24 protein-coding genes are annotated in these 22,636 nt (G+C 61.5%); 4 read left to right on the top strand and 20 right to left on the bottom strand.

All coding sequences use genetic code 11. From position 1 onward, the window contains the following. Positions 1-2: 2 nt before the first annotated feature. From EB235_RS21230 to EB235_RS21180, 11 genes are all read right to left on the bottom strand, one after another. Positions 3-1,082: an ABC transporter ATP-binding protein gene (locus EB235_RS21230; RefSeq protein ID WP_027029084.1), complete on the bottom strand. Its 1,080-nt coding sequence runs from the start codon at positions 1,080-1,082 to the stop codon at positions 3-5. Between the two features lie 42 nt (positions 1,083-1,124). Then, complete coding sequence (gene glpD / locus EB235_RS21225) at positions 1,125-2,651, bottom strand: glycerol-3-phosphate dehydrogenase (protein WP_027029085.1); 1,527 nt, start codon at positions 2,649-2,651, stop codon at positions 1,125-1,127. Positions 2,652-2,777: 126 nt separating this feature from the next. Then, positions 2,778-3,545 carry a DeoR/GlpR family DNA-binding transcription regulator gene (locus EB235_RS21220; protein ID WP_027029086.1) on the bottom strand — a complete coding sequence of 256 codons (768 nt, stop codon included), beginning with the start codon at positions 3,543-3,545 and terminating at the stop codon, positions 2,778-2,780. 127 nt (positions 3,546-3,672) lie between these two features. Beyond that, positions 3,673-4,077 (bottom strand): hypothetical protein, encoded by a 405-nt coding sequence (locus EB235_RS21215; protein WP_027029087.1) that lies wholly within the window; start codon positions 4,075-4,077, stop codon positions 3,673-3,675. A 53-nt stretch (positions 4,078-4,130) separates the two neighbouring features. Further along, the gene (locus EB235_RS21210; RefSeq protein WP_027029088.1) at positions 4,131-5,546 is read right to left on the bottom strand and encodes a pyridoxal phosphate-dependent decarboxylase family protein; all 1,416 of its coding nucleotides are present in this window, start codon (positions 5,544-5,546) and stop codon (positions 4,131-4,133) included. Between the two features lie 92 nt (positions 5,547-5,638). After that, entirely contained in the window at positions 5,639-6,370 is a 732-nt protein-coding gene (locus EB235_RS21205) for a peptidase (protein WP_027029089.1), read from the bottom strand. 31 nt (positions 6,371-6,401) lie between these two features. Further along, positions 6,402-7,196 carry a transglutaminase family protein gene (locus EB235_RS21200; RefSeq protein ID WP_027029090.1) on the bottom strand — a complete coding sequence of 265 codons (795 nt, stop codon included), beginning with the start codon at positions 7,194-7,196 and terminating at the stop codon, positions 6,402-6,404. 64 nt (positions 7,197-7,260) lie between these two features. Next, entirely contained in the window at positions 7,261-8,202 is a 942-nt protein-coding gene (locus EB235_RS21195; protein ID WP_027029091.1) for an alpha-E domain-containing protein, read from the bottom strand. Positions 8,203-8,223: 21 nt separating this feature from the next. Then, positions 8,224-9,636, bottom strand: a complete 1,413-nt coding sequence (locus EB235_RS21190) for a circularly permuted type 2 ATP-grasp protein (protein WP_027029092.1) — start codon at positions 9,634-9,636, stop codon at positions 8,224-8,226. A gap of 171 nt (positions 9,637-9,807) precedes the next feature. Then, the gene (locus EB235_RS21185; RefSeq protein ID WP_010909609.1) at positions 9,808-10,044 is read right to left on the bottom strand and encodes an Lrp/AsnC family transcriptional regulator; all 237 of its coding nucleotides are present in this window, start codon (positions 10,042-10,044) and stop codon (positions 9,808-9,810) included. Positions 10,045-10,125: 81 nt separating this feature from the next. Beyond that, positions 10,126-10,749: a DsbA family protein gene (locus tag EB235_RS21180; RefSeq protein WP_245268747.1), complete on the bottom strand. Its 624-nt coding sequence runs from the start codon at positions 10,747-10,749 to the stop codon at positions 10,126-10,128. 193 nt (positions 10,750-10,942) lie between these two features. Between EB235_RS21180 and EB235_RS21175 the strand changes: the two genes are divergently transcribed. Further along, entirely contained in the window at positions 10,943-11,362 is a 420-nt protein-coding gene (locus EB235_RS21175; protein ID WP_027029094.1) for a DUF4864 domain-containing protein, read from the top strand. Positions 11,363-11,365: 3 nt separating this feature from the next. Here the strand turns inward: EB235_RS21175 and tgt are convergent, their stop codons facing one another. The 7 genes from tgt to coaD all read right to left on the bottom strand — a co-directional run bounded on the left by tgt (position 11,366) and on the right by coaD (position 15,946). Continuing rightward, positions 11,366-12,496 (bottom strand): tRNA guanosine(34) transglycosylase Tgt, encoded by a 1,131-nt coding sequence (gene tgt / locus EB235_RS21170; protein ID WP_027029095.1) that lies wholly within the window; start codon positions 12,494-12,496, stop codon positions 11,366-11,368. Beyond that, complete coding sequence (locus EB235_RS21165) at positions 12,489-12,758, bottom strand: hypothetical protein (RefSeq protein ID WP_027029096.1); 270 nt, start codon at positions 12,756-12,758, stop codon at positions 12,489-12,491. Before EB235_RS21165 ends, tgt begins: the two co-directional genes overlap by 8 nt. Then, positions 12,748-13,836 carry a tRNA preQ1(34) S-adenosylmethionine ribosyltransferase-isomerase QueA gene (gene queA, locus EB235_RS21160; protein WP_027029097.1) on the bottom strand — a complete coding sequence of 363 codons (1,089 nt, stop codon included), beginning with the start codon at positions 13,834-13,836 and terminating at the stop codon, positions 12,748-12,750. Before queA ends, EB235_RS21165 begins: the two co-directional genes overlap by 11 nt. Then, positions 13,836-14,285 (bottom strand): DMT family transporter, encoded by a 450-nt coding sequence (locus EB235_RS21155; RefSeq protein ID WP_027029098.1) that lies wholly within the window; start codon positions 14,283-14,285, stop codon positions 13,836-13,838. Before EB235_RS21155 ends, queA begins: the two co-directional genes overlap by 1 nt. A gap of 12 nt (positions 14,286-14,297) precedes the next feature. Then, positions 14,298-14,810: a peptidylprolyl isomerase gene (locus EB235_RS21150; RefSeq protein ID WP_027029099.1), complete on the bottom strand. Its 513-nt coding sequence runs from the start codon at positions 14,808-14,810 to the stop codon at positions 14,298-14,300. Positions 14,811-14,840: 30 nt separating this feature from the next. After that, positions 14,841-15,335: a peptidylprolyl isomerase gene (locus EB235_RS21145; protein WP_245268950.1), complete on the bottom strand. Its 495-nt coding sequence runs from the start codon at positions 15,333-15,335 to the stop codon at positions 14,841-14,843. A 110-nt stretch (positions 15,336-15,445) separates the two neighbouring features. Further along, on the bottom strand, positions 15,446-15,946 hold the full coding sequence (coaD, locus tag EB235_RS21140; protein ID WP_027029101.1) for a pantetheine-phosphate adenylyltransferase: 501 nt from the start codon (positions 15,944-15,946) through the stop codon (positions 15,446-15,448). Between the two features lie 194 nt (positions 15,947-16,140). On the opposite strand from coaD, the gene EB235_RS21135 reads away from it, so the two are divergent. Next, positions 16,141-16,293 carry a hypothetical protein gene (locus EB235_RS21135; protein WP_080680719.1) on the top strand — a complete coding sequence of 51 codons (153 nt, stop codon included), beginning with the start codon at positions 16,141-16,143 and terminating at the stop codon, positions 16,291-16,293. A gap of 70 nt (positions 16,294-16,363) precedes the next feature. Here the strand turns inward: EB235_RS21135 and gyrA are convergent, their stop codons facing one another. Next, positions 16,364-19,168, bottom strand: a complete 2,805-nt coding sequence (gene gyrA / locus EB235_RS21130) for a DNA gyrase subunit A (protein ID WP_027029102.1) — start codon at positions 19,166-19,168, stop codon at positions 16,364-16,366. A gap of 212 nt (positions 19,169-19,380) precedes the next feature. Between gyrA and EB235_RS21125 the strand changes: the two genes are divergently transcribed. Beyond that, positions 19,381-21,081, top strand: a complete 1,701-nt coding sequence (locus tag EB235_RS21125) for a SulP family inorganic anion transporter (protein WP_032925366.1) — start codon at positions 19,381-19,383, stop codon at positions 21,079-21,081. Next, the gene (locus tag EB235_RS21120; RefSeq protein ID WP_027029104.1) at positions 21,078-21,701 is read left to right on the top strand and encodes a ParB-like protein; all 624 of its coding nucleotides are present in this window, start codon (positions 21,078-21,080) and stop codon (positions 21,699-21,701) included. The genes EB235_RS21125 and EB235_RS21120 overlap by 4 nt, the downstream gene beginning before the upstream one ends. On the opposite strand, the gene EB235_RS21115 is transcribed toward EB235_RS21120, so the two are convergent. Beyond that, positions 21,665-22,561: a helix-turn-helix transcriptional regulator gene (locus tag EB235_RS21115; RefSeq protein ID WP_051429576.1), complete on the bottom strand. Its 897-nt coding sequence runs from the start codon at positions 22,559-22,561 to the stop codon at positions 21,665-21,667. The two genes, EB235_RS21120 and EB235_RS21115, sit on opposite strands and share 37 nt — an antisense overlap. Positions 22,562-22,636 lie beyond the last annotated feature (75 nt).

The following is a 22,636-nucleotide window of genomic DNA, read 5'->3' as shown; positions in this document are numbered from 1 at the left end:
CCCTATGCCGCTAGCTTCGGCTCGCTGACGGCGCGGCCTTGCCCGTCGAAGACCATGATGTGACGCGGGTCGATGAACACCTCGATCACCTCGTCGGTCTCGAAATCGCGGATGCCATGGGTCAGCATGACCCAGCGGACGTCGGCAAAGTCGAGATGGATGAAACTTTCCGACCCCGTTATCTCGGTGATCGTGACCTTGGCCCGCACCGGCACGGCGGAGGCATTGGGCCGTTCGAGCGAGAGATGGTGCGGCTGGAAGCCGACCGTATAGTTGCCGTCGGCTATGCCGACGAGTTCCGCGGGCACCGGCAGCTTGACCCCGCCTTCAAGCAGGAAGTCGGCGCCCTTCTTGGCCAGCACGATAGTGTTGAGCGGCGGATCGGCGAAGGTTCTCGCCGTCACCAGATCGATCGGCTTGCGGAACACGTCAATGGTCGGCCCGAACTGGGTGATGCGGCCTTCCGACAGCGTTGCCGTGTTGCCGCCGAGCAGCAGCGCCTCGTGCGGTTCGGTGGTGGCGTAGACGAAAATGGTGCCGGCGGCGGCAAAGATCCTCGGCAGTTCGGCCCGCAACTCCTCGCGCAATTTGTAGTCGAGATTGGCCAGCGGTTCGTCGAGCAGCACCAGGCTGGCATTCTTTACGATGGCGCGGGCAAGCGCGGTGCGCTGCTGCTGGCCGCCCGACAGGCTGAGCGGCGTGCGGTCAAGATAGGGCGTCAGCTTGAGCAGTCCCGCGGCCTCGCGCACCTGGCTGTCGATCCTGGCCTGCTCGACGCCGGCTACCCTGAGCGGCGAGGCTATGTTTTCATAAACGGTCATCGCCGGATAATTGATGAACTGCTGGTAGACCATCGCGATCTTGCGCTTCTGCACCGGCGTGCCGGTGACATCCTGGCCGTCGAACCAGATCGAGCCGGAGGTCGGCACATCGAGACCGGCCATGAGCCGCATCAAGCTGGTCTTGCCGGACAGTGTAGGTCCAAGCAGAACGTTGAGCGAGCCGTGCTGAAGCGTCAGCGACACGTCGCTGATGTGCTCGACCGCACCAACTGTCTTGGTGACGTTCCTCAGTTCAAGCATGACGCCTCCTCCCAGGCTTGCTGCATCACCTCAAGAGCCTCTTCATTCGGCCGCCGCCACATGCTGCCGGCTTATGCCGCGCATAAATTCATCAAGCGCCGCGACCTGCTCACGGCTGAGATGCAAGCCGCGCTTGGTCCGGCGCCACAGCACATCTTCAGATGTCACAGCCCATTCGTTTTCAATGAGATAGCGCACCTCTGCCTCATAGAGGTGGCAGCCGAAGTCCCGGCCAAGATCGGCATTGGACTTGGCGAGACCGAGCAGAACCTGGGCACGCGTCCCATAGAGCCGCGTCAGTCGGCGGGCGAGCCGGGCGTCGAGAAACGGATAGGCCGCCTTGAGCTTTGCAACCTGCGCGTCGAAACCGGTAGCCGGGAAGTCGCCGCCCGGCAGCGGCGCATTGGAAGTCCATGGCTTGCCGCGCTTGCCGAGGAAACCTTCAATCTTTTCCAGCATCGATTCCGACAGCCGGCGATAGGTGGTGATCTTGCCGCCGAAAGCATTGACGATCGGGGCCGCGCCCTCGCCGCCCTCGGCCTTCAGCACATAGTCGCGCGTCGCTTCCTGTGCCTTGGAGGCGCCGTCATCGTAGAGCGGGCGCACGGCCGAATAGGTCCAGACGATGTCCGAGCGCTTGACGGGTTGCGCAAAGTATTCGCTGGCCGCGGCACAGAGATAGTCGATCTCGGTGTCGCTGATCTTCACGTCGTGCGGATCGCCGGGATAATCCCGGTCGGTGGTACCGATCAGCGTGAACTCATCCTCGTAGGGGATGGCGAAGATGATGCGGCCATCCTTGTTCTGAAAGAAATAGGCACGCGGATCGTCGAATTTCTTGGCGATGACGATATGGCTGCCCTGCACGAGGCGAACATTGTGCACATCGTTGAGGCCGACGACACCGGAGAGTACATGATCGACCCATGGTCCGGCGGCATTGACCAGCAGCCTGGCCTTGACCTCTTCGGTCTCGCCGCTCTGCAGATTCTCGATCTTGATCGTCCAGATGCCGCCTTCGCGGCGCGCGCCAACAACCTTCGTGCGGGTTCGGATCGTCGCGCCCCGATCTGCGGCATCGCGTGCGTTAAGCGCGACCAGCCGCGCGTCATTGACCCAACCGTCCGAATACTCGAAAGCTTTTTTAAACAGCGGCTTCAGAGGCTTGCCCGCCGGGTCGTTGGTCATGTCCAGCGTCTTGGTCGCCGGCAGCAATTTGCGACCGCCAATATTGTCGTAGAGAAACAAACCGAGCCGGATCAGCCAGGCGGGACGCAGGCCCTTGGCATAGGGCAACACAAAGCGCATCGGCCAGATGATGTGCGGCGCGTTCTTCCACAGAACCTCGCGCTCCATCAGCGCTTCGCGCACCAGGCGGAATTCGTAGAATTCGAGATAGCGCAGGCCGCCATGAATGAGCTTGGTCGAGCCTGAGGAAGTTCCGCTAGCGAGATCGTTCATCTCGGCCAGAAAGACAGAAAAACCGCGCCCAACGGCGTCACGGGCGATGCCGCAACCGTTGATTCCGCCCCCTATGACGAAAATGTCCCGGACTGAAGATTTGTCCACTGAACTCCTCCACGATTTCGCATTGCACCATTTTTGGCTTTTTACGAAACCGTGGCGGAATTATTTCGAAATGAGAACGAATGTCAAACGAAATGTCACAAACCCGTGAGAGGCCTGTGACGGCGCCTAAGCGAGCGATGTCTCGATCAGTTGAACCTCTGCTTCCTGGCAGATCTTGCGCACGGACGGGATGTCGCAACGGTCGGTGATGAAAGTGTTGACCTGGGAGAGGTGGCCGATGCGCACCGGTGCCGTCCGTTCGAATTTGGTCTGGTCGGAAACCAGAATCACATGCCTGGCGTTGGCAATGATCGCCTGCGCCACCTTGACCTCACGGAAATCGAAATCGAGCAGGGCGCCGTCATGGTCGATGGCCGAGGCACCGATCACGGCGTAGTCGACCTTGAACTGCCTGATGAAGTCGACGGCCGCCTCGCCGACGACGCCACCGTCCGAACCCCGCACCACCCCACCGGCGATCACCACCTCGATTGAGGGATAGATGCGCATCCTGTTGGCAACATTGATGTTATTGGTGATGACCATCAGGCCGTTATGGTCGAGCAACGCCTTGCTGACCGACTCCGTCGTGGTGCCTATGTTAATGAACAGCGAGGCATTGTCGGGTATCAGCCTAGCCGCAGCGCGCCCGATTGCCTCCTTCTCGTCCGCCGCGATCTTGCGTCTGGCCTCATACTCCATGTTCTCGATACCGGACGGGAACAATGCGCCACCATGGATGCGCGAAAGCAGCCGCTGATCGCAGAGATCGTTGAGGTCCTTGCGTATGGTCTGCGGCGTCACGTTGAAGTGGGTAGCCAGATCATCAACCAGCACGCGGCCATGGTCCTTGGCCATCTGGATGATCTCGGCATGACGTGGCGACAGATACATTGAGAACCTCCCCGTTTTCGTTTTTCTTGTCTATAGCGGAAAACGAAAGCGATGGGAAGGTGTAAGCCGGCTAATTGAAATCGCCTGATCGCAAAGGCAAACCGCCGTGCAAAGCCGACTGAGTGCGTCAGACCTGTTCGACGGCTTTTCGGGAAACGGAGACTGCCTTGCCTGGCGACCGTATCATCAGGAACGTGCCGGACCAGTAGCCCTTGATCCGCCACGTTCCCTCAATCTCCGTGGCATCACCATTCAGAACACCGTTATATTCAACCGGATGCGGGTTCCGTTTGAGGTTGTCATATGTCTTGACGAAAGCGACGATGGCGCCCGCGCAATCTCCCAGTATAGTCGCGTAAACTATCGAACCATCCAGCGAAGACGCGGGTTCGTGGACTGCACCTGTGAGCCTTGTAGCGGTCTCGATCAGCGTCGCAACAAACGAGACCGGCTCCAGGCTGCGCGGATAGAAATATCGCCCGTGCCAAATCCCTGTCAGGCTTTCTGTTGTTTTCTCGCCATTCGCGCTCACATTGGCCCTCTAAGGCAGTGCGGTGACTCTGGTCCCATTCTCATGTTTTGTTGTCAGGGGACAAGTGATCTTGCGCGCTCGCAAATCACATCGAAGGCTGCAGCGACATCTTGCGCCGTTGCCTCGAACTGGCCGACCTGGAAGCGGATTGCCACATGGCCATCGACCCTCGTCTGCGTCAGGTAGATACGGCCATCGTCGTTGATCGCATTGACCAGCCGCAAATTGTGCTCGTCGGCGTCAGCGCTTGGAGCCGCCTTGTGCCTGAACGAAAACAGCGACAGCATCGGTTCGCTGACGATCTCGAAATCCGTCTCCCTTGCCAGCCGTGCGGCAAGGCCCTCGCTCCAGGCGACATGGTTGCGGATCATGGTGCGCAGGTTTTCCAGTCCGTGCGCACGCAGCAGGAACCACAATTTCAAGGCGCGGAAGCGGCGGCCAAGCGGCACCGACCATTCGGAATAGTTGATGATGCCGTCATGGCCGTGAGTCCTGAGATAGTCCGGCTTGATGGCCAGCGTCCTGACATGGCTTTCGGGATCGCGCAGGAACTGGATCGAGCAGTCGAACTGCGCACCGAGCCATTTATGCGGATTGAAGACGATCGAATCAGCGCCTTCGACACCGGTCCAGAAATGTCGGTATTCCGGACAGATCATCGCCGATCCGGCCCAGGCCGCGTCGACATGGAGGTAGAGGCCGTGCCGCCTGGCGACATCAGCGACGGCCGCAATGTCGTCCGTGCCACCGGTGCTGGTGCCGCCGACGCAAGCGATGATGCCAGCCGGCAGCAGGCCGGCTTTCCGGTCGGCGATGATGGCTGCTTCCAGGGCTGCGGTATCCATGGCGCGAAAACGGCCGGAGACCGGAATGCGCACCAGATTGTCCTCGCCGATGCCCGAAACCCAGATCGCCCGGTCGATCGAGGTGTGCACCTGATCCGAGGAGTAGATGCGCAAGCGCCGCTGCCCGGCCAGTCCCTTTTTGTTGCCTTGCCAGTCGAGTGTACGCTCGCGCATGGTCAGTACGGCGTTGAGTGTCGCCGAAGACGCAGAATCCTGGATCGCCCCGGAAAAACCTTCGGGCAGGCCGAGCGCCTGACGCATCCAGTCGATGATGCGCGTTTCGAGTTCTGTTGCCGCCGGCGACGTCTGCCAAAGCATGCATTGCGCAGCCATTGCCGAGACCAGGTACTCGGCCACCACCGAGACGGGCGCCGCGTTGGCCGGGAAGTAAGCAAAGAAGCGCGGATGCTGCCAATGCGTCATCCCCGGCACGATCTTCTCCTCGAAGTCGGCGAAAATCTTTTCCATCGGTTCGGCCGTCTCCGGCGGAGAAGCTTCGATGCTCCTGAATATGTCGCCCGGCGTGATGGCAGGTCTTACAGGTCGATCGCGAAGGCCGGCGCGGTAATCGGCGCCCCAGTCGGCGGCGCGCCTTGACCAATCGCGGAATTGCTCGTTGTCCATGTGTCCTCCCGACGCGCCGATCGGTTCAGCCGTTTAAATTTTTGATTAACATGTTAAATACAATGAGGCAACTGCGGCCCCGATTGTCCGCCCTACCCCGGGAAATCCGGCAGGCTGGCGAAGGCCGTCTTCAACGCGTTCGACCAACCATCGGAGATCGTCCGGTAGTACTGGTCGTCCTGGCCAATGCGTTTCTTCAGGCCGACTTTGAAAGCGTCCTTCTCCAGGAACAGCAGATCAAGCGGCAAGCCGACCGACAGGTTCGATTTCAGCGTCGAATCGAACGATACCAGCAGCAGCTTCACAGTCTCGGCGAGGCTCATCGTCTTTTCGTAGGCACGAATGATGATCGGCTTGCCGTATTTGGTCTCGCCGATCTGGAAGAACGGCGTGTCGTCGGTCGATTCGATGAAATTGCCCTCGGGATAGATCATGAACAGCCGTGGCGGGCTGCCCTTGATCTGGCCGCCCAGGATGAAGGAGGCGTTGAAATAGGAATCGGCCTTCTCTCCGGCGGGCGACGAATGCGCGATCACCTCTTTGACCGTGTCGCCGACCAGCCGAACCGTCTGATACATGGATGGCGTTTCAAGCAGTGTCGCGCGGCGGTCCGCCACGGCTTTCGTGCGCTCTTCGAGCAGGCTGACCACGGCCTGCGTCGTCGCCAGATTGCCGGCCGACATCAAGACGATGACGCGCTCGCCGGGCTCTTCCCAGACATGCATCTTCTTGAAGGTCGAGATCGAATCCATGCCGGCATTGGTGCGCGTGTCCGACATGAACACGAGCCCGCGATCGATCTTGAGCCCGACGCAATAAGTCATGGAATCTCTTCTGGCGGCAATCCTTGCCGGATTACTGCTCTACCGTGACCGTGACCGCAAGCTGTTCTTCCGCCTGTCCCAGTCGAATTCCCGACACCGGCGTGGCGTCGCGATAGTCACGGCCAGTGGCCACCTTCACGTAGCGCTCGTCGGGCGAGATGCCATTGGCGGCGTCGAAGGCGACCCAGCCCAGGCCAACGACGTGTGCTTCGGCCCAGGCATGGCTTGCCGCCTGTTCGACCGTCGCGTCCAGCATCAAATAGCCGCTGACGTAACGGGCCGGAAAGCCCATTGCGCGCGCCGCGGCTGCGAAAATATGGGTGTGGTCCTGGCAGACACCGGTCTTGAGCGCCAAGGCCTGCTCGGCCGGCGTCGCCGCATTGGTGGTACCGGGCGTGTAAATCACACGCTCGCCGATGACAGCCATCAGCCGGTGAAGCCGTTCAATATCGGTTCCCTTGCCGATCGATGCGGCGAGTTCGCGAATCCCATCGCCGATCGCGGTCAATGGCGTTTCATGGCTGTAGAGCCAGAGCGGCGTGAAGCCTTGATGCGGACCGGAAACGCCCGCGGTGTCGCGTGTCACCACCTCGCCGGCCGCCTCCACGGTGATGAAATCGCGTTCGCCTTCGACACTCAACAGCCTTGTGTCGTTGCCGAAATGGTCGACAAAGCGAACCTCTTCGCGTGCACCTTCGATCGTCAGCGCCCAGGACAGGACGGTCTGCGTCGATCCACTGACCGGAAGCAGCCGCAGCCGCTGCAGCAGATATTGCACCGGCGCATCGTAGCGGTATTCGGTCCGGTGGGTGATCTTGAGCCGCATATCTATTTTCCGTTTGTGAGCATGATCTCGCCCGAAAACCGGAGCCCACTTTTCGGGATCATGCTCAATTGAACCGGTAATCTTGCGCGATCTCGTCGCCGAGCTTGGTGTTGTCCTGAATGAAGTTGGCAAGGAATTCGTGCAGGCCGGTGTCGAATATGTTCTTGATCGACCCAGCCCTCAGCATCGCCTGTGTCCTTTCGACTGTAGCGTGGCAGGCGTGATGTTCGCCGTAGTCGTCGCTGAGGAATTTCAGATGTTCCGACAGGAAGCGGTAGCAGAAGGTCAGCGAACGCGGCATACGGACATTGAGGATGAGATAGTCGGCAATGTTGGTCGGCTTGTAGTCGGCATCGTAGACCCAGCGGTAGGAGCGATGCGCCGACACAGAGCGCAGGATCGATTCCCATTGATAGTTGTCGAGCGTCGAACCAACCCAGGAAATTGAAGGCAACAGCACGTAATATTTCACATCGAGGATGCGCGCGGTGTTGTCAGCGCGCTCGACATAGGTGCCGAGCTGCGAGAAGTCGAAGATCTCGTTGCGCAGCATGGTGCCGTAGAACGAGCCGCGGATGAGGGCCGTCTCGCGTTTGATCGCGTCGAGCACGCTTGGCAGGTCGCGCTCGTCAATCGGCCTGGCCAGCATCCGCTTCAATGACATCCAGGCTTCGTTGATGCTTTCCCATGTCTCGCGCGTCAGCGCGGTGCGCACCATGCGGGCGTTGTTGCGGGCCGTCTCGATCGACGACATCGTGCTCGACGGGTTCGATGTGTCGCGCAGCAGGAAATCGGACACGTTGGCGGCCGTGTATTCCGAATGCTTCTGCTTGAAGGTGACATCGGAGCCGGCGCTGAGCAGCACCGAATTCCACTCTTCCGAAGCGCTCTGGGTGCGGGTCAGCGCCATGCGCAGCCCCGCGTCGACCAGCCGCGCCATGTTTTCCGCCCGCTCGATATAGCGGTTCATCCAGTAAAGCCCGTTGGCGGTCCGGCCTAAAAGCATCCAAACCCCTTCAAATGAAAATCAATCATCCAGCACCCATGTGTCCTTTGTGCCGCCGCCCTGCGACGAGTTCACCACCAGCGAGCCTTCCTTGAGCGCGACGCGCGTCAGTCCGCCCGGCACGATCTGGATGCGGTCGGAGACCAGCACATAGGGCCTGAGATCGACATGGCGCGGCGCCAGGCCCTTTTCCGTCAAGATTGGACAGGTCGACAGCGCCAGTGTCGGCTGGGCGATATAGTTCGAAGGCTTTGCCGCCAGCTTCTTGGCGAACGCCTCGCATTCCTTCTTGGTCGCTGCCGGCCCGACCAGCATGCCGTAGCCGCCGGAACCATGCACTTCCTTGATCACCAGTTCGTGGATGTGCTCGATCACATATTTCAGACTGTCCGGCTCCGAGCAGCGCCAGGTCGGGATGTTGCCGAGGATCGCCTTGCGGCCGGTGTAGAACTCGATGATCTCGGGCATGTAGGAATAGATCGCCTTGTCGTCGGCGATGCCGGTGCCCGGCGCGTTGGCGATGGTGATGTTGCCGGCGCGGTAGACATCCATGATGCCCGGTATGCCAAGAGCCGAATCGGGCCTGAAGGTCAGCGGGTCGAGGTAGGAATCATCGACGCGGCGGTAGAGCACGTCGATCTGCTTGTAGCCTTCGGTCGTGCGCATCGCGACATGGCCGTCGACGACGCGCAGGTCCTGGCCCTCGACCAGTTGCACGCCCATCTGGTCGGCCAGGAAGGCATGTTCGAAATAGGCCGAGTTGAAACTGCCAGGCGTCAGCACGGCGATGGTCGGCGCGCCCTTGGTGCTCTGCGGACGAACCGCCGCCAGCGACTGGCGCAAGAGCTGCGGGTAGTTCTCCACCGGGCGAACCTTGATCTTCTGGAACAGCTCGGGGAACAGCTGCATCATCGTCTCGCGGTTCTCAAGCATGTAGGAGACACCGGACGGCGTGCGGGCATTGTCCTCCAGGACATAGAACTCGTCCTCTGAGATGCGCACGATATCGACGCCGATGATGTGGGTGTAGACGCCGGCCGGCGGCCGCACCCCGATCATCTCAGGCAGGAAAGCCTCGTTCTTGGCGATCAGGTCCCTGGGAACGCGGCCGGCGCGCAGTATCTCCTGACGATGGTAGATATCGTCGAGGAAGGCATTCAGCGCCTGCACGCGCTGTTCGATGCCTTGCGTCAGGCGCCGCCACTCATTGCCTGAAATGATGCGTGGAACGATATCGAACGGAATCAGCCGTTCGGAGGCTTCCTGCTCACCATAGACGGCGAAGGTGATGCCGGTCTTGCGGAAGACGCGTTCGGCATCCTGCATCTTCTCGGTAAGCCTGGCTGGATCCTGCTCCTTCAGCCAGCGGTCATAAGCCGAATACGGTCTTCTCAATCCGGAGACTTCCGGAAGCATTTCATCAAACGCTGCCAATCGCATACTCCCCTGTGACACCATTTCAATGGCGTCGCCGGAGAAAATCAAGCGCAATCGGTGATTTGGAGGAAGCGGGCGATCAGTATGTTTCGGCTGCCTAAAATTTAGGCACGAGAAACATGACCTTGGTCAGGCTTTGCCCGACGCCCAGGCAGGTAGGTTCCCTGGCTAGAAGGCGCGAAACGTGACGACCGTAAACGTATCCTTGATGCCGGGGAGAATCTGCACCTTCTCGTTGACGAAGTGGCCGACATCTTCCTCATCATCGACGTAGAATTTGGCGAGCAGGTCGTAGTTGCCCGCGGTGGAATAGATTTCCGAGGCGATCTCGGCATCGGCAAGCGCGCTGGCGACCTCATAGGATTTGCCCAGCTCGCATTTGATCTGCACGAAAAACGCCTTCATGGCTTCGTCCCGCTAAACGTCCAAGTCCAAGCGGCCCTTCTGGCAGACTGGAGGCGGGCTTTCAAGCGTTGGAATCCGCACTTAGCCGGCGCGGGCCCTGGCCACGGCCTCGCGCAGCTCCGCAACCGGCATGCCGCGCTTGAACAGCCTGCCACCGATCACCAGCGCCGGTGTGCCTTGAAGCTTGAATGCCGTTGCCTGGGCATCGTTACGCGACAGCAGTGCGTCGATCTCCGGCTGGCGGGTGGCAAGGCCGGCGCGGGCACCGGCGACATCGACACCGATCGCGCCGAGAATATCATCGGTGCGATGCTGGGAAAGCCCACGTTCATTGGCCATCAGCGCATCCACCGCGGCTGCATAGTGCTCACCGGCCAACAACGCCATCCGCGCCGCGTCGCGCGAGACGTCACCGAAGATCGGCCAGTCCTTCATCACCAGCCGGATACCACTATCTTCAGCCATCAGCTTCTTCAGTTCAACAAAGACGAGCTTGCACACCGGGCACTGGTAGTCGACGAATTCGGCGATGGTGACATCGCCTGAGGGATTGCCGAGCGCCGGTATCGCCGGATCGAAGGCCACTTCGGTGACCGTCGGAGACATCTTCGCCCAGGCCGGCAGCGGCGCCAGGGCAGCGAGGCTGCCGGCACCTTTCAGCAAGAAGCGTCGATCAACCGACTGCGTGAAAATCATTCGTCCCATGGGTTTTGCACGCTCTCTCCCCCAGCCCCACGATGAAGGCCCCGCCTTAAAGGAGGCTTAAGCATACGGAATCCACCACGGAAAGACGAATATTGGCGGCCGTTGAAACCGTGGAGCGCTGTCGCGCGTATGTTAGGTTGTCGCCTGGAACAGCTTTCCGGAGACAACTTTCGAGGGACAACGGAGACAGGCCATGCGCCGCCCCTTTTTCGCATTCGCGTTCGTTTCGCTCATGCTGGCTTCATCGGCGTTTGCCGGCGACGCCGAGATCAAGGCGGGCCAGACTGTCATCGACGGCCAGCTTAAGGCTCTCATCGCCAATGACGGCGCCAAGGCCTACAGCTTCGCCGCCCCGAATGTGAAGCAGATCTTCCCGACCGTCGATGCTTTCATGAACATGGTGACCAATGGTTACCCGCCAGTGCGCAAACCACAGTCCTATTCTTTCGGCAAGGTCGAGCAGACAGGCCCGGGTTCGATTGTCCAGCAGGTGCTGATCGTCGGCCCCGACGGCAAGGATTACGAGGCGGTCTACACGCTGCAGCAGCAGCCCGACGGCACATTCCAGATCACCGGCTGCAGCTTGCGGGCATCCAACTCGCTGAGCACCTGAGGTTTACAGGACGGGGATATCGCCCCTCGCCCAGCCTTCCGTGATCTCAGCCCCACGCGCCTCGAAGCTGCCAATCTCGATCGCGGCGCGGATGTCCTGCATAAGCTTTTGATAATACGAAAGATTGTTCCAGGTCAGCAGCATCGCCCCAAGCGCCTCTTGCGAGCGCACCAGATGGTGCAGATAGGCGCGCGAATAATCGCGCGCCGCCGGGCAGTCGCTTTCCTCGTCCAGCGGGCGCGGATCGTCGGCATGGCGGGCGTTGCGCAGATTGACCTTGCCGCGCCTTGTGTAGGCAAGGCCGTGGCGGCCGGCCCGCGTCGGCATCACGCAATCGAACATATCGATGCCGCGCGCCACGGATTTCAGGATATCGTCGGGCGTGCCGACGCCCATGAGATAGCGCGGCTTGTCATCAGGCAGTTCCGGACAGGTGATCTCGAGCATCTCGAGCATGACCGCTTGCGGCTCGCCGACGGCCAGCCCGCCGACAGCATAGCCCTTCAGTTCCATCGCGCTCAGCGCCTGCGCCGAGCGCACCCTCAAATCTGCATTGTCGCCACCTTGCACGATGCCGAACATCGCCTTGCCCGGTTGGTCGCCGAACGCCGCCTTGCAGCGTTCGGCCCAGCGCAGCGACAGCTCCATCGCCCGCTCGATCTCTTTCAGTTCCGCTGGCAGCGCCGTGCATTCGTCCAGTTGCATCTGGATGTCGGAATCGAGCAACCCCTGGATCTCGATCGAGCGCTCCGGCGACATTTCATAGGCGGCGCCATCAATATGCGAGCGGAAGGTGACGCCCTTTTCGGTCAATTTCCTGAGCTTCGACAACGACATCACCTGAAAGCCGCCGCTGTCGGTCAGGATCGGATGCGGCCAGCGGGCGAACTCATGCAGGCCGCCAAGCCGCGCCACGCGCTCGGCGCCCGGCCGCAGCATCAGATGATATGTGTTGCCCAGGATGATGTCGGCGCCGACACCACGCACCTGGTCCATGTACATGGCCTTGACGGTGCCGCCGGTGCCGACCGGCATGAAGGCCGGTGTGCGGATTTCGCCGCGCGGCATGTCGATCAAACCGCGCCTCGCCTTGCCGTCTTTGGCCAGAACCTTGAAGCTGAAAGGCTTAGCCATTGAATTCCTTATCATGGACCGGCGCATCCGGCGCTTGGCTGTCAAGTGATTGGCGGTATTGCACGCAGCCGCGCATGAATTTTGGCCAGGGCGGTACGGCGATCGACGGCTCGGTCTTTTCAGGCAGCAGATCCCACAGATCGGGGTGATGCCAGCAGAGATCATGGCCCGATGTGTCGCGATGCGCACGAATACCAGCGCGCAGTTTCTTCACCTCGGCGATCAGGGCCTCGCGATCAAGGGTCTGCAGGTCATCGTCCATCGCTAATCTCCGCGCGATAAAGCAGGCTTGCGTCGCCATAGGAGTAGAACCTGTAGCGGTTCGCAATGGCATGCACATAGGCGGCGCGCATCGTGTCGAGACCGCTGAAGGCCGAAACCAGCATGAACAAGGTCGAGCGCGGCAGGTGGAAATTGGTCATCAGCATGTCTGCGGTGCGAAAGCGGTAGCCTGGCGTGATGAAGATGTCGGTCGGTCCGGACCATGCAGCCAACGTGCCGTCCTGACGCGCGGCACTCTCCAGCAGGCGCAGCGAGGTCGTACCGACAGCGATGATGCGCCCGCCCCTCGCCTTGGCGGCGTTCAGCGCATCGGCGGTCGCCTCGCTGACCGAGCCGATTTCGGCATGCATCTTATGATCGGCGGTGTCGTCCGCCTTCACCGGCAAGAACGTACCGGCACCGACGTGAAGAGTGACGAAGTGGCGTTCGACCCCCTTGGCATCGAGCTCTGCAAACAGCTCCGGCGTGAAATGTAGGCCGGCAGTGGGCGCCGCAACGGCGCCTTCCTCCCGGGCATAAATGGTCTGGTAGTCGGCGCGGTCGCGCGCATCATCATCGCGCTTCGACGCGATATAGGGCGGCAGCGGAATATGGCCGACGGCGTGCAGAGCTTCGTCGAGGAAAGGCCCCGACAGGTCGAAGCCGAGCAGCGCCTCGCCGCCCTCGCCCTTCTCGATCACCGTGGCGTCGAGCTGGCCGAGGAAACAGGAATTGCCGTCATGGCCGAAATGGATGCGATCGCCGGCGGCAATGCGCTTGCCAGGCCGCATGAAGGCCAGCCAGCGGTCCGGCGCCATCCGCATATGCAGCGTTGCTTCGACCTGCGCCGTGGCTTCCCCGCGCCGCCGGATGCCTTTGAGCTGCGCCGGAATGACCTTGGTGTCGTTGAACACCAGCACATCGCCGGCTCTGAGCATGGACGGCAGGTCGCCAACTGTCCGGTCATCGAGTGCCTCGCCCGGTTTGACCACCAGCAGCTTGGCGCTGTCGCGCGGCTCAGCCGGGCGAAGCGCGATGCGCTCCTCCGGCAGATCGAAGTCAAAGAGGTCAACGCGCATCAATAGAGCCGGACGAGCAGCGCTCCGGCCAAGAGCAGCACCGCGCCGGCGATGCGGCCGAGCGAGATTTCACGCACCGCGACGCCGATGAAGCCGATACGGTCGATGAGCATGCCTGCCGGCAGCTGGCCGGCCACCAGGAACGCCATCAGCGCGGCGGCACCGATGCGCGGCGTCAGGATTGTGGAGAGCGTCACATAGAAGCCGCCGAGCATGCCGCCAGCGACGAACAGCCAGGACGCTGGCGCCTTCCAGTCGAGCGTGATGCCTTGCAGCTTCACCACCGTGACGGAGATAATGCCGAGCACGACCGCACCCGAAAAGAACGAAAACGCAGCCGCCGCGACCGGGAGACCCAGGCCGCGCGCCAGCTGCGAGTTGATCGGGGCCTGAATGGCAATGAAGGCGCCGGACAGGATGCCGAGAAGCGACCAGACGACGCCCATCATTGTCGTTCTACCTTACTTGACGTCGGCCGCGACCTTCAGCGACACGATCTTGTCGGGATCGACCACCGGCTCGCCGCGCTTGATCTTGTCGACATTGTCCATGCCTTCGATCACCTGGCCCCAGACCGTGTACTGGCGGTTGAGGAAGGCGGCATCGTCGAAGCAGATGAAGAACTGCGAATTGGCCGAGTTCGGGTTCTGCGAACGGGCCATCGAGCAGGTGCCGCGGCCATGGTTGGCGTTGGAGAACTCGGCCTTCAGGTCCGGCTTCTCGGAACCGCCCATGCCCGCGCGGGACGGAGCAAAGGTGGGCTTGCTCGAATTGCCGAACTTCACGTCGCCGGTCTGCGCCATGAAGCCGTCGATGACGCGGTGGAAAACCACGCCGTCATAAGCGCCTTCCCTGGCCAGTTCCTTGATGCGGGCGACATGGCCGGGAGCCAAATCGGGGAACAGTTCGATGACGACCTTGCCCTTGGTCGTTTCCAGGATGAGCGCGTTCTCGCGGTCCTTGATCTCAGCCATGTCAGATATCCTTCTTTCTCAAAAACAGAATTATTTGTCGCCGGCGATGCGCACCTTGATCATCCGGTCGGGGTCGGAGACAGTACCGTTGTCGGTCTCGTCACCCTTCTTGATCTTGTCCACCAGCTCCATGCCGCTGACGACATTGCCAACGATGGTGTACTGGCCATCGAGCGGCGGCGCCGGCGCGAACATGATGAAGAACTGCGAATTAGCCGAGTTCGGGTCCTGCGAGCGGGCCATGCCGACCACGCCACGCTTGTAGTGTTCGGTCTGCGAGAATTCGGCCGGCAGGTCGGGCAGATCTGAACCGCCGGTGCCGACGGCCTGGGCATTGAAACCCTTCTTCATGTTGCCAAACTTGACGTCGCCGGTCTGCGCCATGAAGCCGTCGATGACGCGATGGAACGCGACATTGTCATAGGCATGGTCACGCACGAGCTTCTTGATCTGTGCGACATGCTTGGGCGCGAGGTCAGGCCGCAACGCGATGGTGACGTCGCCATCTTTCAGCGTGATGATCATCGTGTTTTCCGGGTCGGCGGCGTAGGCCGAGACCGATGCGGTCACGAGACCGGCAAGCACAACGAGGAACGAGGCAAGCTTTTTCAGCTGCATGAGGATTTTCTCCGGACTTATTTCGCGAATTTGGCGGTGAGCGCGCCGGCAACAGCGGCCGGCACGAAGGGGCGGATGTCGCCTCCCATCGAGGCTATCTGGCGCACAAGTGTGGCGGTAATGGTGCGTACCGACGGGCTGGCGGGCAGAAAAACCGTCTGCAGCTCGGGCGCCATGGTTTCGTTCATGCCGGCCATCTGCATTTCGTAATCGAGATCGGTGCCGTCGCGCAGGCCGCGGATCATGATCGAGGCACCCTCTCTCCTGGCGGCATCAATGACCAGCCCGTCAAAGGCGACCACCCTGATGCGGGCGCCATCCCTGCCGAATTCGGCTTTCGTCGCGGTCTCAATGAGTTGCACCCGCTCCTCGAAGGAGAACAGCGGCTTCTTGCCCGGATGAATGCCGATCGCGGCATAAACGATGTCGGCGACCGCCAGCGATGCCTTCAGCACATCGAGATGGCCGTTGGTCAGCGGGTCGAAGGAGCCGGCATAAAGGGCGGTGCGTTCAGTCATGGCAGGTGCTTCTAGCGAGCCTCTCTCGCAAAGGCAAATCCGATTGGCGCAACGGTCGTGAACCTTTTCCGGCGCATGAACGACAGATGAACACGCTGATCACGAAGCCTTCACGCAGCGTTCACTAGATTGCACCTTAATAAGATGAAACCAAAATCCCATTTATCCGTTGTAAGGCGCAGGAGAACACGCAAATGCTGATCTACATGCTCGCCACCGCAATGACCGTCGCCATGCTGATCGCCACCGTATTTGGGCTGCATCAGGAGGCACAACGCGTCCGCGTCAAGGCAACCACCAAGCGCTTCGAAGGCTTCGGCCCGCGCAAACCGTATAGTCACTACTAAACCAGTCTGAACTTGCTGCCGCGCCGGCCAATGGGCCGGCGTTGCTGTGTAGAACGCCGTTCCCCAGAATTTACTCAGCGCTGTCCGGACCAGTATCGGTCTCCAGACCAGGCTCAACGCCACCCTCGACGGCCTCGTCGCTTTCCTCGTCCGCCTGCGGCTCCGAGATCCGCTCGACCGACACAACCTTCTCACCTTCAGCCGTGTTGAAGATGGTCACGCCCTTCGTGGCGCGGCTGGCAAAACGGATGCCGTTGACCGGCACCCGAATGACCGTGCCACCGTCCGACACCAGCATGATCTGGTCATCATTGCCGACCGGGAAAGTCGCCACCAGCCGGCCGATCTCCGCCACTTTCGACACGTCGGTGGCGCGAATACCCTTGCCGCCGCGGCCGGTCAGGCGGAAATCGTAAGACGAAGAGCGCTTGCCGTAGCCATATTCGGTCACCGTCAGCACATACTGCTCATGTGCCTTGAGGAACTCATAGCGCTCGTCGGAAAGCTCTGTCTCCTCGCCGACCTCTTCATTGGTCAGCGCGATCTCTTCCTCTTCGCCGGCCGCGATACCGGCGGCAGTCCGCCGTTCGGTCGCAGCCCGCTTGAGATAGGCGGCACGTTCGGCCGGCGGCGCATCGACATGCTCGATCACCGACATCGAGATGATGCGGTCGGTCTCGGCCATGGTGATACCACGCACGCCGACAGAATTGCGGCTCTGGAAGACGCGCACGTCGCCGACCGAGAAGCGGATGCACTGGCCGGAGCTGGCGGTCAAAAGCACATCGTCATTATCGGTGCAGGTTTCGACGCCGAGAATCTCGTCGCCCTCCTCCTCCAGCTTCATGGCGATCTTGCCGTTGCGGTTGACTTGAACGAAATCGGACAGCTTGTTGCGGCGTACGGTGCCGCGCGTGGTGGCGAACATCACGTCGAGTTCGCCCCAGCTGGTCTCGTCCTCGGGCAGCGGCATGATGGTGGTGATGCGCTCGCCCTGCTCCAGCGGCAGCATGTTGATCAGCGCCTTGCCGCGTGACTGCGGATTGCCGATCGGCAGCCGCCAGACCTTTTCCTTGTAGACGATGCCGCGCGAGGAGAAGAACAGCACCGGCGTGTGGGTATTGGCCACGAACAGCCTGGTGACGAAATCCTCTTCCTTGGTCGACATGCCGGAGCGGCCCTTGCCGCCACGGCGTTGCGCCCGGTAAAGCGACAGTGGCACGCGCTTGATATAGCCCGAATGGCTAACCGTCACGACCATGTCCTCACGCTGGATCAGGTCCTCGTCTTCCATGTCCGCGCCGCCGTCGGTGAGCTCGGTGCGGCGTGGCGTGCCGAACTCGTCGCGCACGGCGGCGAGTTCGTCCTTGACGATCTGCTGGACGCGCGCGCGCGACGACAGGATGTCGAGGTAATCCTTGATCTCGTCGCCGATCGTGTTCAGCTCGTCGGCGATTTCGTCGCGGCCGAGCGCGGTCAGGCGCTGCAGGCGCAGTTCGAGGATGGCGCGCGCCTGTTCCTCGGACAGATTGTAGGTGCCGTCCTCATTGATGCGGTGGCGCGGATCGTCGATCAGAAGGATCAGCGATTCGACATCGCCGGACGGCCAGCGCCGCTCCATCAACTGCTCGCGCGCCGTCTGCGGATCGGGCGCGGTGCGGATCAGCTTGATGACCTCGTCGATATTGGCGACGGCGATGGCGAGGCCCACCAGCACATGGGCGCGGTCGCGCGCCTTGCGCAGCAGGAATTTCGTCCGCCTTGTGATGACCTCCTCGCGGAAGGACACAAAAGCCTTCAGGATGTCGGTCAGGTTCATCACTTCAGGTTTGCCGCCGTTCAGCGCCACCATATTGGCGCCGAAGGAGGTCTGCAGCGGCGTGAAACGGTAAAGCTGGTTGAGGATGACGTCGGCAACCGCATCGCGCTTCAGCTCGATGACGACGCGATAGCCCTGGCGGTCGCTCTCGTCGCGAATGTCGGAAATGCCCTCGATGCGCTTGTCGCGCACCAGTTCGGCCATCTTCTCGATCATCGACGACTTGTTCACCTGATAGGGAACTTCGGTGATGATGATCGACTCGCGGTCATTGCCGCGCGCCTCGATGTTGACCTTGCCGCGCATGACGATGGAGCCGCGGCCGGTCGAATAGGCACTGTAAATACCGGAACGGCCAAGCACGATGCCGCCGGTCGGGAAATCAGGCCCCGGAATGATCTCCATCAGCGCCGGCAGGTCGATCGCCGGATTGTCGATGACAGCGATGGCGCCGTTGCAGACTTCGCCCAGATTGTGCGGCGGGATGTTGGTGGCCATGCCGACGGCGATGCCGCCGGAGCCGTTGACCAGCAGATTGGGAAAGCGTGCCGGCAGAACCTTGGGTTCGGTATCCGAGGCATCATAAGTGTCCTGGAAATCGACGGTATCCTTGTCGATATCCTCCAGAAGCTCATGCGCGACCTTGGTCAGCCGCGATTCGGTGTAGCGCATTGCCGCCGGCGGATCGCCGTCGATCGAGCCGAAATTGCCCTGCCCGTCGATCAGCGGTACGCGCAGCGACCAGTCCTGCGCCATACGCACCAAGGCGTCGTAGATCGAGGCATCGCCATGCGGATGGTATTTACCCATCACGTCGGCAACAGGGCGCGCCGACTTCACATATTTGCGGTTCCAGTGGTAGCCGCTCTCATGCGCCGCGTAGAGAATGCGGCGATGCACGGGCTTCAGGCCGTCGCGCACATCGGGCAGCGCACGGCTCACGATCACGCTCATGGCGTAAGAGAGATAGGAGTTCTGCATCTCCTCGATGATGGAGATGGGCTCGATGCCGGTAGGGCCGCCGTCGGCGCCGCGCGGTGTTTTTTGGTCGGTCAAATTGGATCACAATCTAATCAGGAATCACTGACCGCTTATATAGGATGCACGGCCGAAACTCCAATATTCCCGGCACTTTTCCAGTGTCATTTTTGATGGTAATTTCAAATGGATACCGCTGATTGCGACGATATGGCCATTCTTGCTTTTCGCCGCCACCAAGGCAAAAGCCGGCAATGGACCAACTTCCCCGAACAAAAGCCGTAAGCACCATGAATTGGAGCCAGTGGCTGCCTTTGCGGGCCCTGAGCGGCTGGCAGCCCGCGGATCTCAATGGTGATCTGATCGCGGGTCTGACGCTGGCCGCGATCGCCATTCCCGAGCAGATGGCAACGGCCCGGCTCGGTGGCTTTGCTCCCGAAATCGGTTTCTTCGCATTTGTTGCCGGTTCGGTGGCGTTTGCCCTGTTCGGCGCCAATCGTCACCTCTCTGCCGGCGCGGATTCGACCATCACGCCGCTGTTTGCCGGCAGCCTGGCGCTGCTTGCCACCGCGGGTTCGCCGCATTACCTGGCGCTGGCGGCCATGTTGGCGCTGATGGTCGGGCTGGTCGTGACGCTCAGCGGCGTCTTTCGCCTTGGTTGGATCGCCGACCTGTTGTCGGTGCCGGTCACGACAGGTTTCCTAGCTGGCATCGCCGTCCACATCATCGTTTCGCAAATGCCCGGACTTCTCGGCCTGCCGTCCGAGAGTGGAGAAACCTTGAGACGTATCGGCGAGATTGCCGGCAATCTCCATCTCACCAATCCCTGGAGCCTCGGGCTCGGCCTTGGCGTTTTCGCAATCGTGTTCGGCGCCGAACGTATCAGCGCCCGCATCCCCGGCGCCTTGATCGGCATGGTACTCGCCACGACGGCGGTCGCCGTCTTCGGCCTCAAGGATCGCGGCGTCGAGGTGCTTGGCGCCTTGCCCAACGGCCTGCCGCAGCCGGGCCTGCCGCTTGTCAGCTTCGACGATGTGCAGGCACTGGTTCCGCTGGCGCTGCTGATTTCAATCGTTGTCATGGTGCAGACGGCGGCCACCTCGCGTTCCTTCGTGCCGCAACAGGGCGACCCCGACGTCAATCGCGATTTCGTCGGTGTCGGCGCCGGCAGCATCGCGTCCGGCCTGTTCGGCGCCTTTGCCGTCAATGCCAGCCCGCCGCGCACGGCCATCGTCTCCCAGTCGGGCGGCCGCTCGCAACTGTCAGGTCTCATTGCCGCAGCCATCGTGCTGGCGCTCGGCGCCTTTGGCGGCGGTCTGCTCGCCGATGTGCCGCAGGCCGCCCTTGCGGGTGTCTTGATGTTCGTTGCCCAGCACATATTGCGCTGGAAGGTGTTCGCCAATGTCTACCGGCAGGCGCCTGTCGAATTCGTGTTGATCCTGATCACCATGGCGGCGATTGTCGTGTTGCCGATCGAGACCGGCGTGGCGGTCGGCATCGGCCTGTCGCTGCTGCACGGGATCTGGAGCGCGACCCGGACGCTGCCGATCGAACTCGAACAGGTGCCGGGAACTTCAGTGTGGTGGCCACCGGGCAAGCCAAGTGCTGGTGAACAACTCTCTGGCGTGCTGGTGGCAGCCTTCCAGGCGCCCCTGTCCTTCGTCAATGCCGACCGCTTCAAGCGCGGCCTTTGCGATCTTGTCGACGCCCGGAACGAGACCGTGAAACTGGTGGTGCTGGAGGCCAGCAATATCGTTGAAATCGATTACACCGCCGCGCAGGCCCTGAAAGACACCATCACCCATTGCCGCAAGACAGGCGCGATTTTCGCTATCGCCCGGCTGGAATCGCTGCGCGCCCAGGCGGCTTTGGCGCGGTTCGGCATTGCCGAGCTCGTCGGCCCGCAGCGGATTTTTCACAGTGTCGATGCAGCGATCAAATCACTTGGTCCGGGGACACAGCAGCAGCAAGAGCAGGATGGAGCGCCATGATTGACCCCCGAGAACCCAGTGTAACGCCGGTTCCCGTCGCCGAACTGAGGCCGACGCAGATAACGGTCGGCATGCGGGAAGTTGCGCTGAAGCGCCAGATGATCCGGGCGCAGGACGCCAAGAAGAAGACCGGCGCTTTTCTCGGCAGACACATGGTGCCGGTCGTATTGGGTCCCAAAAACCGCAACTACGTCACCGATCACCATCACCTCGCTCGCGCCCTGCTCGAGGAAGGCGTCAAGGACGTGCTTGTGACCGTGATCAGTGACCTGTCCGCGCTCGACAAGGACGCGTTTCTTTTCGCGCTCGACAACAGAGGCTGGATGCACCCGTTCGACGAGAACGGCAAGCGCCGCGATTACGCGGCAATTCCGAAGACAATCGGCGAGCTGATCGACGATCCCTACCGGAGCATGGCGGGCGAATTGCGCAGAATGGGCGGTTTTGCCAAGGACACGACGCCGTTCAGCGAATTCATCTGGGCGGATTTTTTGCGCCGTCGCATCGCCAGGGATGTCGTGGCCAAGAGCTTCGACAAGGCGATGAAAGTGGCGCTGACACTCGCTAAGGGCAAGGACGCGGACTATCTGCCGGGCTGGTGTGGGCCAACGTCGGACTGAGCTTCAGCCGATCCTGAATTTCGGCGCATCTTAGGCCGCCCTGCGCGGCGGACGCGATAAGCGCCTGGCGTCTCGCCCATGATGCTTCGGAAACGGCGGTTGAAGGTCGACAGATCGTTGAAGCCCGCCTCGAACGCGATTGCCGAGATGGCCTCGTCCGACAGGCGCAGCCGCACCGCTGCCCTGTGTAATCGCGTCTTGAGCAGGAACTGGTAGGGCGTCATACCGGCGACCTGCCGGAAGATGCGCAGGAAATGATAGGGGCTGGTCGCCGTCTCATCCGCCAGTGCCGACAGCGAAATCGGCCCGTCGGCATCCAGCTCGATCCGCCGCACTGCTTCCGCCACCCGTTTCTGATCGAGGCGGCTCGGCGCGCGCCTGATGGGCAAAGCGCCGCAAATCGTGGCCACGGCGGCAGCGGCAACGCGCAGGGAAAGTTCCTCGAAGGCATCCTTGTCGGCCATTTCGCGAGCGGCCTCCGCCTCGGCCAGCAACGGCGCCAGGGTCGGCAAGGGCGGCAGGCGCGGCGCCCCGAAAGTAAGCGTCCTGGCGCCCGGCACGCCAGCGACGATCCGCTCCATGTAAGCCGGCTCGAAATGGAACGAGAGGCAGCGGTCGCCGCTGCCATGCTCGTGCCCGCATTCATAGCAGGTGCCGGAATTGCCAAGCAGCAGCGCCCCCGGCGCCAGCATCGCCGTACCTTGCTGCGCGCGATAACGGAACGTACCGCTAGTCACCGCGGCAACGCAGAAATCCCGATGGGCTTCCTCGAATGGCCGGTCGCCGACGCCGGCCGTGCAGATCACATCCGCCACGTGCCAGCCGGTTCCGGATGCGAGCGTGCGCGTCGTCGCTGTCATCGCCGAAATATAGCAATTTTTCCCAAGCCCTGAACCCCGTCAGCGCCTACTTCTCGCGGTCTCCTGACACGAAGA

It is taken from the genome of Mesorhizobium loti R88b, from assembly GCF_013170845.1.
In the GTDB taxonomy this organism is placed as follows: Bacteria; Pseudomonadota; Alphaproteobacteria; order Rhizobiales; family Rhizobiaceae; genus Mesorhizobium; species Mesorhizobium loti_B.
This window is presented reverse-complemented; position numbering and strand designations above follow the sequence as displayed.